A 14,983-nucleotide genomic window follows, 5' to 3' on the forward strand; every position below is an offset into this window, starting at 1 on the left:
AGGCTCAGGCGCTTCCTTGCGTTGCTGCCAGCGCCATCGCCGCTGCGATCCTCTCCCGCTGCCACATCCTCCTACTGGCCAAGAGCGCGCTTTCCTGCCATTCCGCTGTTATGAAGGATGATTTAGCCGTTCAGGCCGCTGCGCAGGGCGATGACGATGCGATCCGCGCCATTCTGGTGCGCCTGTGTCAGGTGACGCAGATGGGCTTTGCCGCCGTTGCGCGCGTGACCGAAGATCGGTGGATTGCCTGCCAGGTGCTGGACAAGATCGCCTTCGGGCTGGAACCCGGCGCTGAACTGGAGGTGCAGATGACCATCTGCAACGATATCCGCCAGACCGAAAATTATGTGGTGATCGACCATGTCGATGCCGACATTGCCTGGCAGCGGCATCCGGTGCCGCGCTTCTACGGATTCAAAAGCTATGTCTCTTTCCCGCTGATCCTGTCGGACGGCAGCTTTTACGGCACGCTCTGCGCAATCGACCCGGAGCCGCGGCTGGTCAGCAATGCAGCGGCGGTGGCGATCGTCGAAGGGTTCGCCAGCGACGTCAGCGCCATTCTGTCCGCCAAACTCTGCGCCGTGCCGAAATCGATTTCGACGCCGACGTCCCACCCTCAAGCCGGCTGAACGAAACTATCCATCACCCGCTTGCGACCGGCGGTTTCGAAATCAATCTCCAGCTTGTTACCCTCGATCTCCGCGACGCTGCCATAGCCGAACTTCTGGTGGAACACGCGCAGACCGACACTCATGTCGCTGCGTCCCTTGTTGCCCAGCGACACAGCCGATGTCCGCGCTTCCACGATCCGCACCGGTTCCTTGCTGAACTGCCCGGTGGACTGCGCCCGTTGCCAGCCCGGCCCGCGTCCGCTGCCGCGCGCGACATTGGCGAAGGGATCGTCCCGTTCCGACCAGTTGGCGCGCCACAACGATGCCCCCCCTGACATGCTGCTTTCCGATTCGACATGTTCGGGCGGCAATTCGCCGACGAATCGCGACGGGATGCTGCTGGTCCACTGGCCGTAGATGCGGCGGTTGGCGGCGTGCAGGATGGTGCAGCGCTTGCGCGCCCGCGTGATCGCCACATAGGCGAGCCGCCGTTCCTCCTCCAGGCTGTTGAGGCCGCCTTCGTCCAGCGCCCGTTGCGAGGGGAAGATGCCTTCCTCCCAGCCCGCCAGGAACACGGTATCGAACTCCAGTCCCTTGGCGGCGTGGATGGTCATGATCGTGACCTTGCGCTCGTCCTGCTGCGCCTCATTGTCCATGACGAGGCTGACATGCTCCAGGAAGGCGCCCAGCGTCTCATATTCCTCCATCGCGCGGGCGAGTTCGGACAGGTTTTCCAGCCGTCCGGCGCTTTCGGTCGTGCGTTCGGCCTGCAACATCGCGGTATAGCCGCTTTCGTCCAGTATCTGCCGTGCCAGCTCGGCATGAGGGAGCTGCGCCGCGCGGTCCCGCCAGCGCGCCAGATCGCCAATGAAATTGCCCAGCGACCGTCGTGCCTGGGGCGTCAGTTCGTCGGTGTCGAGGATGCGCGCAGCCGCCAGCGCCAGCGGAATGCCCTCCGCCCGCGCCAGCCGGTGCAACTTCTCCACCGCTTTGTCGCCCAACCCGCGCTTGGGCACATTGACGATTCGCTCGAACGCCAGGTCGTCGGCCGGCTGATTCACCAGCCGCAGATAGGCCAGCGCATCACGGATTTCCGCCCGCTCATAGAAGCGGAAGCCACCGACGATGCGATAGGGCAGGCCGATCTGGATGAACCGGTCTTCGAATTCGCGGGTCTGATGCTGAGCGCGGACGAGGATCGCGACTTCGTCCAGAGAGCCGCCCTTGCGTTGCACCGATTCAATCTCTTCGCCGACGCGCCGCGCTTCCTCCGGCCCGTCCCATACGCCGGCGACCTGCACCTTTTCGCCGACGTCGATGTCGGTCCACAATGTCTTGCCCAGGCGATTGCCATTTTCCGCAATCACCCCGGACGCCGCACCCAATATGTGCGGCGTGGAGCGATAATTCTGCTCCAGCCGGATGATGGTCGCGCCGGGAAAATCCTTTTCGAACCGCAGGATGTTCGCCACCTCTGCGCCGCGCCATGAATAGATGGACTGGTCGTCGTCGCCCACGCAGCAGATATTCTTGCGCGTCTGCGCCAGCAGCCGCAGCCACAGATATTGGCTGCTGTTGGTGTCCTGATATTCGTCCACCATGATATAGCGGAATTTCTGCTGATATTGCTCCAGCACGTCGCGATGCGTCTTCAAAATCGTCAGAGCATGGAGAAGCAAGTCACCGAAATCACATGCATTTACATCGCGCAGTCGAGCCTGATAGGCGGCATAGAGTTTCTGTCCCTTGCCATGGGCATAGCCTTCCGCTTCGCCCGCGCCGACATCGGCCGGGGTCCATCCCTTATTCTTCCACTGGTCGATCAGGCCGGCCAGTTGCCGCACCGGCCAGCGCTTCTCGTCAATCCCTTCCGCCTGCACCAGCTGCTTCAGCAACCGCAACTGATCGTCGGTGTCGAGGATGGTGAAATTGGATTGCAGTCCCACCAGTTCGGCATGGCGCCGCAGCATCTTGGCGGCGATGGCGTGGAATGTGCCGAGCCAGGGCATCCCCTCCACCGCGTCGCCGATCATCCGCCCCACGCGCGCGCGCATTTCCCGCGCCGCCTTGTTGGTGAAAGTCACGGCCAGGATTTCCGATGGCCATGCCCGCCGTGTCCCGATCAGATGCGCCAGCCGTGCGGTGAGCGCCGCCGTCTTGCCCGTCCCCGCACCGGCCAGAACCAGCACTGGCCCCTCGGTGGTCAGCACCGCTTCGCGTTGCGGCGGGTTCAGTCCGTCCAGATAGGGGGGATCGTTCGGGGAGGGGGCAGGGACAGTCATGATGGATCAACTAGGCATGGGAGGGAGCAGGGGCAAGGGCAGGTGCTTGCAGCGACGGGCCTTCTATGAGAACAAAAGGCGAATCATGCAAGGGAGCAAGAGTGATGCTGACGGGACGATGCCAGTGTGGGGCGATCCGCTATGAAGCGACCGGCGATCCGGCCTATAGCGCGCTGTGCCATTGCAAGGATTGCCGCGCCAGCGCCGGTGCGCCGATGGTCGGTTGGGCGTTGTTTCCGGAAGATGCGGTAAAGATCGAGGGGGAGGCTGTGCGCTACCAAAGCTCCGAACATGCGACGCGCCATTTCTGTGGCACCTGCGGCACCGGTGTCTTCTACACCAATCCCATCGCTTTCCCCGGCGCGATCGATATTCAGACGGGAACGCTGGACGATCCGACCGCCCTGCCGCCCCAGGCGCAGATCCAGATGGCCGAAGCCCTGCCATGGGTGGAAAAGGCCCACGACCTGCCATCTTTTGCCCGCTATCCCGAAGGGCCGTAAGCTACTGCGAGCGCTCATCCCGTCGTGCGCATGCCTCATTTCGTCGTCGGGACGGAACGGGGCTGTCACGACATCGGTTTTCCTTTCCGAACGGGGCGAAGAACAGAATAGGAAAGGATGATCCCGATGAAATCCATCATGCTGGCCGGCGTCGCGATGCTCGGTTTTGCCACGCTGGGCGGTGCTGCCATCGCGCAGGAGGCACCCGCACCGGGCAGTCAGCCACCCGCTGACGCCATGACGCCACCGGAACAGCCGGCGCCCGCCGATCCGGCAGCCACGCCGCCATCGGCGCCGGTTGCCCCTGCCGCGCCGGCAGAGCCATCCGCCCCGGCCGCACCGCCCGCGCCGTCTGCTGCGCCTCCCGCTCCGGCGGCACCCACGCCGCCCGTACCACCGCAAGGCGACCCCAATGCCGGTCAACCCAAGGGCGCGGTGCCGGCAGACCCCGGCATGGTGCCGGCGCCCGCAGACGTGCCGCAGGATCCATCGGCACCGATCGGCTCCGCATCCAATCCCGTGACGGTGGGTGGTAATATGAGCCCGGCGCCGACCGAAGCGAAAGACTATCCGACCTGTACCCGCACGGTGCAGGATAGCTGCGTCAATCGCGGCGAGGCGCCGAAGGGGCGCAAGCGCTAACCGGCTGAGGCGCAGGCCGAAGTGGGCAGTGCGGCGATCAAGGCCGCCAGCCCGCTTCGGTCGCGCGCCGCATCCGCGAGGCTATGGCGGTCGAGCACGGCCAGAAAAGCATGGGTTGCTTCGGCCAATATACCGGTCAGGCCACAGGATGGGCGGATGGCGCAACGGGCGCAATCCGCCATTTTCATGTCCGGCTCGCTATGCCGCACCACTGCACCGATGCTGATATCCCCTGCTGCGCGTGCCAGCGTGAAGCCGCCGCCACGCCCGCGCTGGGTATGGATGAAATCGCCCTGCGCCAGATGATGCACCACTTTCATCAGATGATTGCGCGACAGTCCGTAGCCGTCGGCGATCTCCGGGATCGTCGCCCGCCCGGACGGCGCGGCGGCGAGATGGATCAGCACGCGCAGGGCATAGTCGGTGTGGCGGGTCAGTTGCATCTTCGTTCTGATACGCGTGCGGGATGATGCTATCAAACATATATTCTATTTACATGTTAAAACATGCAAAATAAATGCATCTTATCGACTCATAAAAAAGGTCAATCAGGTGTCCAACTCGCTGTCTCAAACCACCATCGCCATCGTGAAATCCACCGGCCCTGCGCTGCGTAAGCATGGCGTCGCCATCACCACCGCGATGTATGCGCGCCTGTTTCAGGACGAAGCGGTGAAGGCGATGTTCGATCAGGCGGCGCAGGACAGCGGCGAGCAGCCCAAAAGGCTGGCCGCGGCGATCATTGGCTATGCGGAAAATATCGACAGGCTGGAGGCGCTGGGCGGCGCGGTCGCGCGCATGGTTGCGCGCCATGTCCAGACCGGGGTGCAGCCGGACCATTATCCCAAGGTTGCAGCCGCGCTGCTGCCTGCCATCCGCGATGTGCTGGGTGAAGAGGTCGCCACCGACGAAGTGCTGGCCGCCTGGGCCGAAGCCTATCAGTTCCTGGCCGACATTCTAATCGGTGAAGAAGCGAAGGCCTACGCCGAAGCGGCTTGAGCGCTCCGGCGCGGAGCGATCAATCCTCTGCCCGCAGCAGGGTGATCCGCGCCTTGCCGACGTCGCGCACTGCGTCGACGGCAAAGCCCTTCACCACCACATCCTCGCGCCGGTCGGTTTCGATGCTGATCCAACTGGCGGCATTGGTCCAGCCCAGCCGCGCCAGCTTGTCGAGCGCCACCTGGCCCGCGCCGGTGCCATAGGGCGGGTCCATGAAAATCAGGTCCAGCGGCTTGGGCGCCGACCCCAGCGCCAACACGCTGGAGGGACGGATGTCCGGGCGGATGCCCAACCGGTCGCCATTGGCGCGGATCGCGTCCAGCGCCGGCTTGTCCTGCTCCACGAACAGGCAGGAGGCCGCACCGCGCGACAGGGCCTCGAACCCTAGCGCGCCCGACCCGGCGAAGAAATCGCCCACGGCCAGCCCCTCGAACGATCCGATGCGGCTGAGCAGCATGGAAAACAGCGTTTCGCGCGTCCGGTCGCCGGTGGGGCGGGTGGCGTCGCCCTTGGGCGCGGTCAACGGACGGCCGCGCCATTGGCCCGAAATGATCCTCATGCGTCCCCGTCTCCGTCAGCCTCGTTCCGGTCTGCGTTCTTGCCTGCGGCCTTGCCCGCATCCCGCAAACTCTTGCGGAAATGCGCCAGTTCATGCTCGCGGACTTCCTCGACCGCGCCGACCGGCAATTCGCCCAGATGGAAGGGGCCATAGCTGGTGCGGATCAGCCGGTTGACCTTCAGGTCCATATGTTCGAGCACGCGACGAACCTCCCGGTTCTTGCCTTCGGTCAGGGTCATTTCGATCCACTGGTTGCGCCCGGTGCGCCGCTCCAGATTGGCCTCGATCGGGCCGTAGCGGATGCCGTCGATTTCCAGACCGTCGAACAGGTCTTCCAGTTGCTGCTGGCTGACCTCGCCAAAGGCGCGCGCACGATAGGTGCGCGGCACGCCGGTTGCAGGCAATTCCATCTCGCGCTTGAAGCCGCCATCGGTGGTCAGCAGCAACAGCCCTTCGGTATTCATGTCCAGCCGGCCGATCGGCATGACGCGCGGCAGGTCGGCGGGCAGCCGGTCGTAGATGGTCGGCCGTCCTGCCGGATCGCGCTCGGTCGTCAGATAGCCGGTTGGCTTGTGGAACAGGAACAGGCGCGTGGGTTCGGGCGCGGCGATCGCGACCTTATCCACCGTCACGCCGCGCAGCGACGTTAGCAGCGTCGCGGGCGTGTCGATGACTATGCCGTCCTTGGCGACGCGGCCTTCCTCGATCATCCGCTCGATCTCGCGGCGGGAGGCCACGCCAGCGCGGGCCAGAAGTTTGGCGATGCGCTGGGGTTCTCCCTTGCCCTCGCTGGCAGCGGCATGAGCGGGATGGGGATTGGTCGTTGGCGTCGGACCTTTCCCGCGCGGGCGGCGCGGCGGATAGGATTTGACGACGTCATCGCGCGGACGGTCAGGGCGGCTACGGTCCTGCCGTGGGCCGTCTGGGCGATCGGGCCGCATGCGCTCTTGGCGTGAACCGTCCGGCCGGGCCGCCGGGCGAGCACGCTCCTGCCGTACGCCATTCGGGCGGAAACCATCGCTGCCGGCACGTTCTGTCCGGGGACGATCGCTGCGCGCGCGTTCGGTCCGAGGGCGCTCGCTCCGTTCGCTTTCCGTGCGCTGGCTACGTGGCTTGGCCGTCGTGTCGCGCGGGCCAGTGCCACGTGCCGGACGCGCACCAGTGTCGGCACGGCTTCGTTCGGGTCGCTCGCCGCGCGGACGATCCGAACGACTGTCGTCGCCCTTGTAGAAGCGCGGCTTTGCATCGCCCCGCTCGGCGTCCCGGCCAGCGCCGCGATCGGGCGAAGCCCCGAAACGCCGGCCCGATCCGCCCTGGCCTGCGCCACCCCGGCCGGGGCCGGTCGGACGTTTCGGGCCGCCTGGTCCTCCCCGCCGGGGCGGTCCTGATTTTTTCGGCGGTTGCACGGGCGGGTTCCTTTTCATGGGCACTGGCTATTCCCATATGGGACGAAAGCCAGCAACAGGCTGAGATGTGCCGCTCCGGCGCTTGGGCGAGGGGGACTGACCGTCCATCGGGCAACCCGGTGCGGGGGCGCGGCGTTTCATCGGGTGCATGGCGGAATCAGGGCGGATCGGCAAATGTTTTTCGGGCTGGTGAAAGAGGGAGGCGCTGTGTCGAAGCGCCGCAAGGCGATCCGCACCGTGCTGGTGGTGGAGGATGAGCCGCTCGTCGCCTTCGACAATGAACATGCGCTGGCGCAGGCCGGCTATGGCATCGCCGCCACCGTGGACGATCATGACCATGCTGTGCGGGTGATGGACGAAGGCGGCGTCGACCTCGTCATCGCAGACGTCGCCATTCATGGCGAGAAGACCGGCATCGACGTCGCTCGCCATGCCGCCCTGCGCGGTCTGCCAGTCCTGTTCGTGACCGGTCGTTGCCCGGTCGAGGCGCGGACGCTGGCCATCGGCTGCCTCTCCAAGCCCTATGGCCCACGCGACCTGATTGCCGCGATCGGCGTGATTGATGCGCTTCTGCGCGGCGCAAGGCGGCCGAAACTGCCACCGGGCCTCAGCCTGTTCGAACTGCCGGGCTGATCGCCGCACAGCAGGCTTGCTTGGCGGCGATCTGGCCATATGGTGGCGCCCGCATTGACGCCATCGGGGGACGCACGCATTTATGACTGACGCTACACAAGGCAGCCGCAGCTGGCTGGATGCCGTCAGACCCTATGCACAGAAAGGGCCGCTGGCTGCTTTCTTCTTGGGCGTGTCGTCCGGTTTTCCTTATGCGATGATTGGCGCGACGCTAACCACGCGGCTGGCGCAGGACGGCATCGACAAGAAGGCAGTGACCGCCTTTACCCTGGCTTTCCTCGTCTATAATCTTAAATGGTTATGGGCGTGGGTGGTGGATGGCGTTCGGCTACCGGTAGTCGGCCGGTTGGGGCAGCGCGTCTCCTGGCTGCTGGTCGCCGGCATCCTCGTCATGGCGGCCGTGGCTAATCTGGCGCTCGTTGATCCCTCGACCGGCCTTATCCAGACGGCCTATGCTGCTATCCTTGTCGGCGCCGCTGGCGCGACCTTTGATATCGTGATCGACGCCTACCGCATCGAAACGCTGAAGCCTGAGCAATTGGGCGTCGGGTCGGGCATGTCGCAATATGGCTGGCGCATCGGCTCGGTTGCGGCAGGCGCGCTGGCGCTGGTGCTGGCGTCGCGCATCGGCTGGCAGGGTGCCTATCTCGCCTGCGCTGTCTTCGCATTGCCCGCCATGCTGACCGGCCTGCTGCTGGGTGAGCCGGAACGGCATCGCGATCCGGTCGAGCGGCGCGGCATGGCAGAGGTCTGGCAGTCGATCGCCGGGCCGCTGATGGAGTTTTTCCGGCGCCGTGGCGCATTTCTGGTCCTGCTGTTCATCCTGTTGCACAAGATTGGCGACACATTGGCCAATCTGACATTCCGCCTGCTGTTCGATGACATGGGATACACCAACGACGAAATCGCCATCTATGACGTTGGTATCGGCTTCTGGGCCTATCTGATCGGCATTTTCGTTGGGGGCATTCTTTACGCCCGCATGGGGATGAAGCGCTCGGTACTATTCAGCCTGATCCTGATGTGCGTATCCAATTTCAGCTTCGCCGCCCTTGCTGCGCTGGGTAAAAGTAACTGGGGTATGGCCGGCGCGATCGGCTTTGAAAATTTCGCCAGCGGCATTGGTGGCGTCACCGTTGTCGCCTATTTCTCCGCCCTGTGCGACCTGCGCTTCACCGCCGCCCAATATGCGCTGATTTCCGCCGCGGCCAGCATCGTCGGTCGTTTCCTGACCGGCACCACGGCAGGGGGGCTGATCGAGCGGTTCGGCTATGTCGATTTCTACCTGCTCACGACCGCACTGGCGGTGCCGGGCATATTGCTCTTCTGGCTGATGATGCGCGCTGGTCTGATTGATGCCAGCGTCGGCACGGCGGCAACGGAGACAAGTGACACGCCATGATCCTCATCGTCGCATCGCTTTGCGTCCAGATACTTTGCGCCGTCCATGTGATCCGGTCGGGTCGTAACCAGATCTGGCTGCTGTTCATCATGCTCTTCTCGCTGCTGGGTTGTTTTGCCTATCTGATGCTGGAGGTCTTGCCGCAGCATTGGAACAACCGCCATGTCCGCACCGCGCGGGCGCAGGTGGTGGGGAAGGTCGATCCGGAACGGGCGGTGCGCGATGCGGAGCGCAATCTCGACCTCGCCGAAACCGCCGCCAACTATATCGCGCTGGGCGATGCGCAGGCGGTGCGCCATCGCTATGCCGAGGCGGAGGGCGCCTATCGCAAGGCGCTGTCGATGGGGCCGGGCAGTGACTGGGGCACGCAGGTGAAACTGGCCGGGGTGCTGTTCGAACGCGGGACAAGCACTGAGGCATTGCGCCTGCTCGATGCCGCGCCAGACCTGGCCATGGGCAGCGAACGGGACCGGCGCGCGTTGCTGAAGGCACGAATCTTGGCCGATCTTGGCCGTGCGGCGGAAGCACGCTTGCTGTTCGAGGATGTCATCGAACGGATCGCGGGCGAGGAAGCCCGCTGCCACTATGTTGCCTTCCTGCTGCAACAGGGGGATCGCCATCGCGCCAGGTCGATCCTGGAGGACGTAGAGCGGCGCGCAAAACGAATGGACCGTACCCAGCGCGCGGCTCAGGCCGACATGTATCGCTGGGCTGGCGAGCAACTGGCCGAATTGCGGAAGGTTTAACCGGCGGCGTACAGGTCCAGCGGTCGGCCAAGGTCGCTATGCGCCTGCGCCACCGCTTGCAGGCAGGTCAGTGCGCCCAGCGCATGGTCGTTGCCCAGCAATTCGCTCACCTGATCATAGGCGGCATTGGGGTTGCGTAGCGCATCGCCGGTCGCCTGCATCATCAACGCCTCGTCCGCCGTCATGCGCGCGCAGCAGCAGGGGGCGACCAATATCTTGCGGCTCGACGCGCGCGCCAGTTCGAGCATCATTGCCCGCATCAGCACCAGCGGCCGACGATAGCTGCGACCGAACGCGCCCAGCATCGCGTTGGCGGCGTGAGCGTCATTGACCCCGGCCGTCGCCATCCGGCGCATCACGAACAGGAACAGGCGATTGCCATAGCCGCCCGGAATGGGCCGGGGTAGGTCGAGGGGGGAAGTCTCTCCATAAGCCATAGAATCGCGCCTTCTGCGTTGGTTCGAGAAGGCTATCCTACGCTATTGCGAGTTAGTCGCAACTATAATCAATCAGGCAGTTGATCGTTCAGTCGCAAAATTTCGCCGGCCAGATAGAGGGAGCCGCCGATTAGCAGCTTGGGCGCGGTTTCGCTCGCTGCCGCACATTCCGCAGCGATGGTTCCGATCGCCGCGCTTACATCATGGTGCGCGGTGCAGCCGATGCCCCATTTTGCCGCGATTGCGGCAAAGCGTTCTGGCGGATGATGGTCATGGCTCGGCACTGGCAGTGCGTGGATATGACCGATCTTGCCCGCGAAGGGCGCGAGGAAGGCGTCCACTTCCTTGTTGGCCAGCATGCCGATGATGAGGTGGAGCTTCTGTCCTTCCAGTCGGTCGGCGGTGAAGAAGGCGCCGATCGCCTCGCCAGCCCCGGCATTATGGCCGCCGTCCAGCCAGGCGGTCGTATCGTCCGGCAGCGATCGCAGCAGCGGGCCATGGTCCAGTCTTTGCAGGCGCGCAGGCCATTGCGCCCAGAGGGGCGCGGCCTTTAGCGCCGCTTCGGAAAGCGGCACGGCATTTTGATGGCGCAGCATGGCAAAGGCGAGCGCGGCATTTTGCACCTGATGCGCGCCGGCGAGGCGCGGCAACGGCGTTTCCAGTCGGCCCAGATCGTCGCGATAATGGATACGATCGCGATAGACGGCGGCATCCCAGCCATCACCCTGTCCGATCCAGCGGGTCGATGCGCTGCGGACCGCGTCCATGATGACGGGCATGAGCGATTCGGCGTAGCGTTGGGTTACCAGCGGGGCGCCGGCCTTGGCGATGCCGGCCTTTTCCGCTGCGATCTTTTCCAGCGTATCGCCCAGAAAGGCCTGATGATCGATGCCCAGTTGCGCGATGCCGCACACGACGGGATTGGCGATGACGTTGGTCGCGTCGAGGCGCCCGCCCAGGCCCACTTCGATGATGCAGGCATCCGCTTCATGCTCAGAGAAGGCGAGGAAGGCGGCGGCGGTCGTGACCTCGAAGAAACTGGCGTTCACGCCTTCGGCGATATCGAGCACCCGTTCCAGATAACGGGCAAGCTGTTCGTCTGAAATCAACTGCCCCGCGATGCGGATACGCTCATTGAAGCGCACCAGATGAGGGGAGGTGAAGACATGGACGCTTTTCCCGTCCGCCTCCATCGCCGCGCGCAGGAAGGCGCAGGTCGATCCTTTGCCATTGGTGCCGGCGACATGGAAAACGGGGGGCAGCGAGCGGTGTGGATTGTCCAGCCGCTTCAGCAACTGGGTGATGCGCTCCAGCCCCAGCACGTCTGCGCCGGGGGACAGCGACCATAGCCGGTCCAGTTGCGCCTGCACTTCGCGGTCGTCCGAAACGGCGTGGTCGGCCATGGCGCGCTGCTCCCTTATCGCGCGTTTACGACTGGATCAGGCTGCCGCGCGCGGGCTGAGATAGCCGATCACGCGGGCCAGCGCATCGCGCAATTCGCTGCGATGGACGACCATGTCGATCATGCCATGATCGAGCAGATATTCGGCGCGCTGGAACCCTTCGGGCAGCTTTTCACGGATCGTGCTTTCGATCACGCGCTGGCCGGCAAAGCCGATCAGAGCATTGGGCTCCGAAATCTGAATATCGCCCAGCATGGCATAGCTGGCTGTGACGCCGCCCGTGGTCGGATCGGTCAGCACGACGATATAGGGCAGGCCGGCCGCGTGCAGCTTCTGGATTGCCACGGTGGAGCGCGGCATCTGCATCAGCGACAAGATGCCTTCCTGCATCCGCGCGCCGCCGGCAGCGGTGAAGATGACATAGGGGCATTTATGAGCGATTGCGTCATTGACGCCCTGAATGAAGGCCGCGCCCACGCCCATCCCCATGGAGCCGCCCATGAAGGCGAAATTCTGCACGCCCATGACCAAAGGCACATCGTCGATCGCGCCGCGCGCGTTGATCAGCGCGTCCTGATCCCCGGTCGCGGCACGGGCGGCCTTGATCCGGTCGGGATAGCGTTTGGAGTCGCGGAACTTGAGCGGGTCTTCCGGCACATGCGGCGTCGGCAGCAGGATGAAGCCGGCGTCGAGAATCTGCTCGAACCGTTCCGACGGGCCGATGCGGCCATGATGGTCGCAGCGCGGGCAGACGGACAGATTCTCTTCCCACTCCTTGATGAAGATCATCTCCTTGCAGGAGGGGCATTTGTGCCACAGCGTTTCGGCGGTGGTTTCCTTCTTGGTGAAGGGCAGGGCGTTACGAACGCGGTTGATCCAGCTCATGCGGCGGTCTCCCGAATAGAAAGGGCGTCGCGCAATGTGGCGACGAAATCCTGGACGAAGGGGGCGGCGGCATCGCCATGCGACCCGATGATATCGACGATGGCGGAGCCGACGACCACGCCATCGGCAATACGACCGATGGCGGCGGCCTGTTCCGGCCCGCGCACGCCAAAGCCGACGGCGACCGGCAGGTCGGTGGCGGCCTTCAGCTTGGCGACGGCGATGTCGATCGACGCCTGGGCCGCCGACTGCTTGCCGGTGACGCCTGCGACGGAAACATAATAGAGGAAGCCGCTGGCGCCGTTCAGCACGGCGGGCAGGCGCGCTGCATCGCTGGTCGGCGTGGCGAGACGGACGAGGTGGACGCCGACCGCGCGCAGGGCCGGGCCGATTTCGGCATCTTCCTCCGGCGGGATATCGACGCAGATGACGCCATCGACGCCGGCGGCCTTGCACTGGTCGGCGAACCAGTCGGCGCCGCGGATCAGCATCGGATTGGCATAGCCCATCAGGACGATCGGCGTGTCGGCATGGCGAGCGCGGAAATCGGCGGCGAGGGCGAAAATATCCTTCGTCTTCGTGCCGGAGCCGAGGCTGCGCAGGTTCGCCAGTTCGATCGCCGGGCCATCGGCCATCGGATCGGTGAAGGGCATCCCCAGTTCAATGATATCCGCGCCGCCCGCGACGAGCGCATCGAGGATGGCGGGCGTCGAAGCGACGTCAGGATCGCCAGCGGTGACGAAGGTGATGAGGGCCGCGCGGCCCTGCGCCTTGCAGGCGGCGAAGCGGGTGGTGAGGCGGTCAGTCATGTCATCCTGCGATATGCTGTCGTGTAAAGGCCATACACTATCGAAAAAGCTCCAGTATGTATGAGAGCCTCGGAATAATCTGGATTAGCGGAATGGGAGAAGGTCCAAAACAGGACTCTAATCCCAATCATCAACCCAAAAATGATAAGTGCGGATTTGAAAGCATTTATTGGCCGCAAGATAACTTCGCCTTTGATCAAGCGACTTGCCGCCGATATCGAAACAATGGTTAATCCCAATGTGAAGCAAACAGCAAAGGCGATAATCGCAAGCGCTTCCCAATTGTCATAGCCGGCATATCGGCAACCATATGCTGCGATTGCAAACGCGCACCCCAGCGCGATTACTATCCAGCCCGTCTGCCTCACATCTCCACTCCCAGCGCGTCGGCGACGGTGAAGATATCCTTGTCCCCTCGGCCGGACAGATTGACGACGATGATTTTGTCCGCGTCCAGCGTCGGCGCGACCTGCTCGGCGGCGGCGACGGCATGGGCGGATTCGAGCGCGGGGATGATACCTTCCAGGCGCGAGAGGGTCTGGAAGCTTTCCAGCGCCTCGTCATCCTTGATCGGCATATATTGCACCCGGCCGATTTCGTGCAGCCAGCTATGTTCCGGGCCGATGCCGGGATAATCGAGGCCGGCAGAAATGCTGTGCGCTTCGGTGATCTGGCCGTCTTCGTCCTGAAGCAGATAGGTGCGGTTGCCGTGCAGGATGCCGGACTTGCCACCGGCGAGCGACGCGGCATGCTTCTTGTCCAGACCTTCGCCGGCCGCTTCCACGCCGATCATCGCGACATCGGGATCGTCCAGGAAGGGATGGAACAGGCCGATGGCGTTGGAGCCGCCGCCGACCGGAGCGATCAGCAGGTCGGGCAGGCGGCCTTCGGCTTCCATGATCTGCGCGCGGGTTTCCTTGCCGATGATCGATTGGAAATCGCGGACCAGTTCGGGATAGGGATGCGGACCCGCAGCGGTGCCGATGATGTAGAATGTGTCGTGGACGTTCGACACCCAGTAACGCAGCGCGTCGTTCATCGAATCCTTGAGCGTCGAGGAGCCGGAATGGACCGGGATGACCTCCGCACCGAGCAGCTTCATGCGGAAGACGTTGGGCTTCTGCCGCTCGACATCCTTGGCGCCCATGAAGATCTTGCATTCCATGCCGAACAGGGCGGCGACGGTCGCGGTCGCGACGCCATGCTGGCCCGCGCCGGTTTCGGCGATGACCTTCTTCTTGCCCATGCGGCGGGCGAGCAAAGCCTGGCCGATGCAATTGTTGATCTTGTGCGCGCCGGTGTGGTTCAGTTCTTCGCGCTTCAGGTAGATCTTGGCGCCCTTGCCCGGCTCGGCCTTGGCGCGCAGCGCTTCGGTCAACCGCTCGGCATAATAGAGCGGGTTGGGGCGGCCGACATAGCTGCGCAGCAGTTCGGCATATTCGGCGTCGAAGGCCGGATCGGCCTTCGCTTCCTTATAAACCTTCTCCAGTTCCAGGATCAGCGGCATCAGCGTTTCGGCAACATAGCGGCCACCAAAGGCGCCAAAATGGCCGTTGGCGTCAGGCTGGCTGCGCAGGCTATTGGGCAGGGTTACGGTATCGGTCATGACTATCTTTCCAAGGACAATATGGGGCGTTCGCTTTCAAATGGGCAAGCGATCAGCGCC

17 protein-coding genes are annotated in these 14,983 nt (G+C 64.1%); 7 read left to right on the forward strand and 10 right to left on the reverse strand.

Annotated features, from left to right (window positions below; genetic code table 11):
* Positions 1-110: 110 nt before the first annotated feature.
* Positions 111-629 (forward strand): GAF domain-containing protein, encoded by a 519-nt coding sequence (locus RQH62_RS16890; protein WP_311269892.1) that lies wholly within the window; start codon positions 111-113, stop codon positions 627-629.
* Here RQH62_RS16890 and RQH62_RS16895 read toward each other — a convergent pair.
* Positions 617-2,893: a UvrD-helicase domain-containing protein gene (locus tag RQH62_RS16895; protein ID WP_311269893.1), complete on the reverse strand. Its 2,277-nt coding sequence runs from the start codon at positions 2,891-2,893 to the stop codon at positions 617-619. The two genes, RQH62_RS16890 and RQH62_RS16895, sit on opposite strands and share 13 nt — an antisense overlap.
* 104 nt (positions 2,894-2,997) lie before the next feature.
* Here RQH62_RS16895 and RQH62_RS16900 point away from each other — a divergent pair, with 104 nt between their 5' ends.
* Both RQH62_RS16900 and RQH62_RS16905 read left to right on the forward strand, forming a co-directional pair.
* On the forward strand, positions 2,998-3,396 hold the full coding sequence (locus tag RQH62_RS16900) for a GFA family protein (protein ID WP_311269894.1): 399 nt from the start codon (positions 2,998-3,000) through the stop codon (positions 3,394-3,396).
* 126 nt (positions 3,397-3,522) lie between these two features.
* Positions 3,523-4,038 (forward strand): Fe-S oxidoreductase, encoded by a 516-nt coding sequence (locus tag RQH62_RS16905; protein WP_311269895.1) that lies wholly within the window; start codon positions 3,523-3,525, stop codon positions 4,036-4,038.
* Here the strand turns inward: RQH62_RS16905 and RQH62_RS16910 are convergent.
* Entirely contained in the window at positions 4,035-4,481 is a 447-nt protein-coding gene (locus tag RQH62_RS16910; RefSeq protein WP_311269896.1) for an Rrf2 family transcriptional regulator, read from the reverse strand. The genes RQH62_RS16905 and RQH62_RS16910 overlap by 4 nt on opposite strands.
* A gap of 109 nt (positions 4,482-4,590) precedes the next feature.
* Here RQH62_RS16910 and RQH62_RS16915 point away from each other — a divergent pair, with 109 nt between their 5' ends.
* A complete protein-coding gene (locus RQH62_RS16915) occupies positions 4,591-5,037 on the forward strand; it encodes a globin domain-containing protein (RefSeq protein WP_311269897.1) in 447 nt (148 codons plus the stop codon).
* Between the two features lie 19 nt (positions 5,038-5,056).
* On the opposite strand, the gene rsmD is transcribed toward RQH62_RS16915, so the two are convergent.
* Together rsmD and RQH62_RS16925 are read right to left on the reverse strand one after the other, a co-directional pair.
* Entirely contained in the window at positions 5,057-5,596 is a 540-nt protein-coding gene (gene rsmD / locus RQH62_RS16920; RefSeq protein ID WP_311269898.1) for a 16S rRNA (guanine(966)-N(2))-methyltransferase RsmD, read from the reverse strand.
* Positions 5,593-7,002, reverse strand: coding sequence for a pseudouridine synthase (locus RQH62_RS16925; RefSeq protein WP_405053565.1), 1,410 nt, complete (start codon positions 7,000-7,002; stop codon positions 5,593-5,595). The genes rsmD and RQH62_RS16925 overlap by 4 nt, the downstream gene beginning before the upstream one ends.
* 174 nt (positions 7,003-7,176) lie before the next feature.
* On the opposite strand from RQH62_RS16925, the gene RQH62_RS16930 reads away from it, so the two are divergent.
* The 3 genes from RQH62_RS16930 (at position 7,177) to RQH62_RS16940 (ending at position 9,783) form a co-directional block, all read left to right on the forward strand.
* Positions 7,177-7,635 carry a response regulator gene (locus RQH62_RS16930; RefSeq protein WP_311269899.1) on the forward strand — a complete coding sequence of 153 codons (459 nt, stop codon included), beginning with the start codon at positions 7,177-7,179 and terminating at the stop codon, positions 7,633-7,635.
* 82 nt (positions 7,636-7,717) lie between these two features.
* Positions 7,718-9,037, forward strand: a complete 1,320-nt coding sequence (locus tag RQH62_RS16935; protein ID WP_311269900.1) for an AmpG family muropeptide MFS transporter — start codon at positions 7,718-7,720, stop codon at positions 9,035-9,037.
* Positions 9,034-9,783, forward strand: a complete 750-nt coding sequence (locus tag RQH62_RS16940; RefSeq protein WP_311269901.1) for a hypothetical protein — start codon at positions 9,034-9,036, stop codon at positions 9,781-9,783. Before RQH62_RS16935 ends, RQH62_RS16940 begins: the two co-directional genes overlap by 4 nt.
* On the opposite strand, the gene RQH62_RS16945 is transcribed toward RQH62_RS16940, so the two are convergent.
* The 6 genes from RQH62_RS16945 to trpB all read right to left on the reverse strand — a co-directional run bounded on the left by RQH62_RS16945 (position 9,780) and on the right by trpB (position 14,923).
* Positions 9,780-10,220: a DUF6628 family protein gene (locus tag RQH62_RS16945; protein ID WP_184271640.1), complete on the reverse strand. Its 441-nt coding sequence runs from the start codon at positions 10,218-10,220 to the stop codon at positions 9,780-9,782. The genes RQH62_RS16940 and RQH62_RS16945 overlap by 4 nt on opposite strands.
* Positions 10,221-10,288: 68 nt before the next feature.
* Positions 10,289-11,623, reverse strand: coding sequence for a folylpolyglutamate synthase/dihydrofolate synthase family protein (locus RQH62_RS16950; RefSeq protein ID WP_311269902.1), 1,335 nt, complete (start codon positions 11,621-11,623; stop codon positions 10,289-10,291).
* A 36-nt stretch (positions 11,624-11,659) separates the two neighbouring features.
* Complete coding sequence (gene accD / locus RQH62_RS16955) at positions 11,660-12,508, reverse strand: acetyl-CoA carboxylase, carboxyltransferase subunit beta (RefSeq protein WP_311269903.1); 849 nt, start codon at positions 12,506-12,508, stop codon at positions 11,660-11,662.
* Positions 12,505-13,317, reverse strand: coding sequence for a tryptophan synthase subunit alpha (gene trpA, locus RQH62_RS16960; protein WP_311269904.1), 813 nt, complete (start codon positions 13,315-13,317; stop codon positions 12,505-12,507). Before trpA ends, accD begins: the two co-directional genes overlap by 4 nt.
* Positions 13,314-13,685, reverse strand: a complete 372-nt coding sequence (locus RQH62_RS16965; protein ID WP_311269905.1) for a hypothetical protein — start codon at positions 13,683-13,685, stop codon at positions 13,314-13,316. The genes trpA and RQH62_RS16965 overlap by 4 nt, the downstream gene beginning before the upstream one ends.
* On the reverse strand, positions 13,682-14,923 hold the full coding sequence (trpB, locus tag RQH62_RS16970; RefSeq protein ID WP_311269906.1) for a tryptophan synthase subunit beta: 1,242 nt from the start codon (positions 14,921-14,923) through the stop codon (positions 13,682-13,684). The genes RQH62_RS16965 and trpB overlap by 4 nt, the downstream gene beginning before the upstream one ends.
* Positions 14,924-14,983 lie beyond the last annotated feature (60 nt).

This window comes from Sphingobium sp. WCS2017Hpa-17 (assembly GCF_031843765.1).
Classification (GTDB): domain Bacteria; phylum Pseudomonadota; class Alphaproteobacteria; order Sphingomonadales; family Sphingomonadaceae; genus Sphingobium.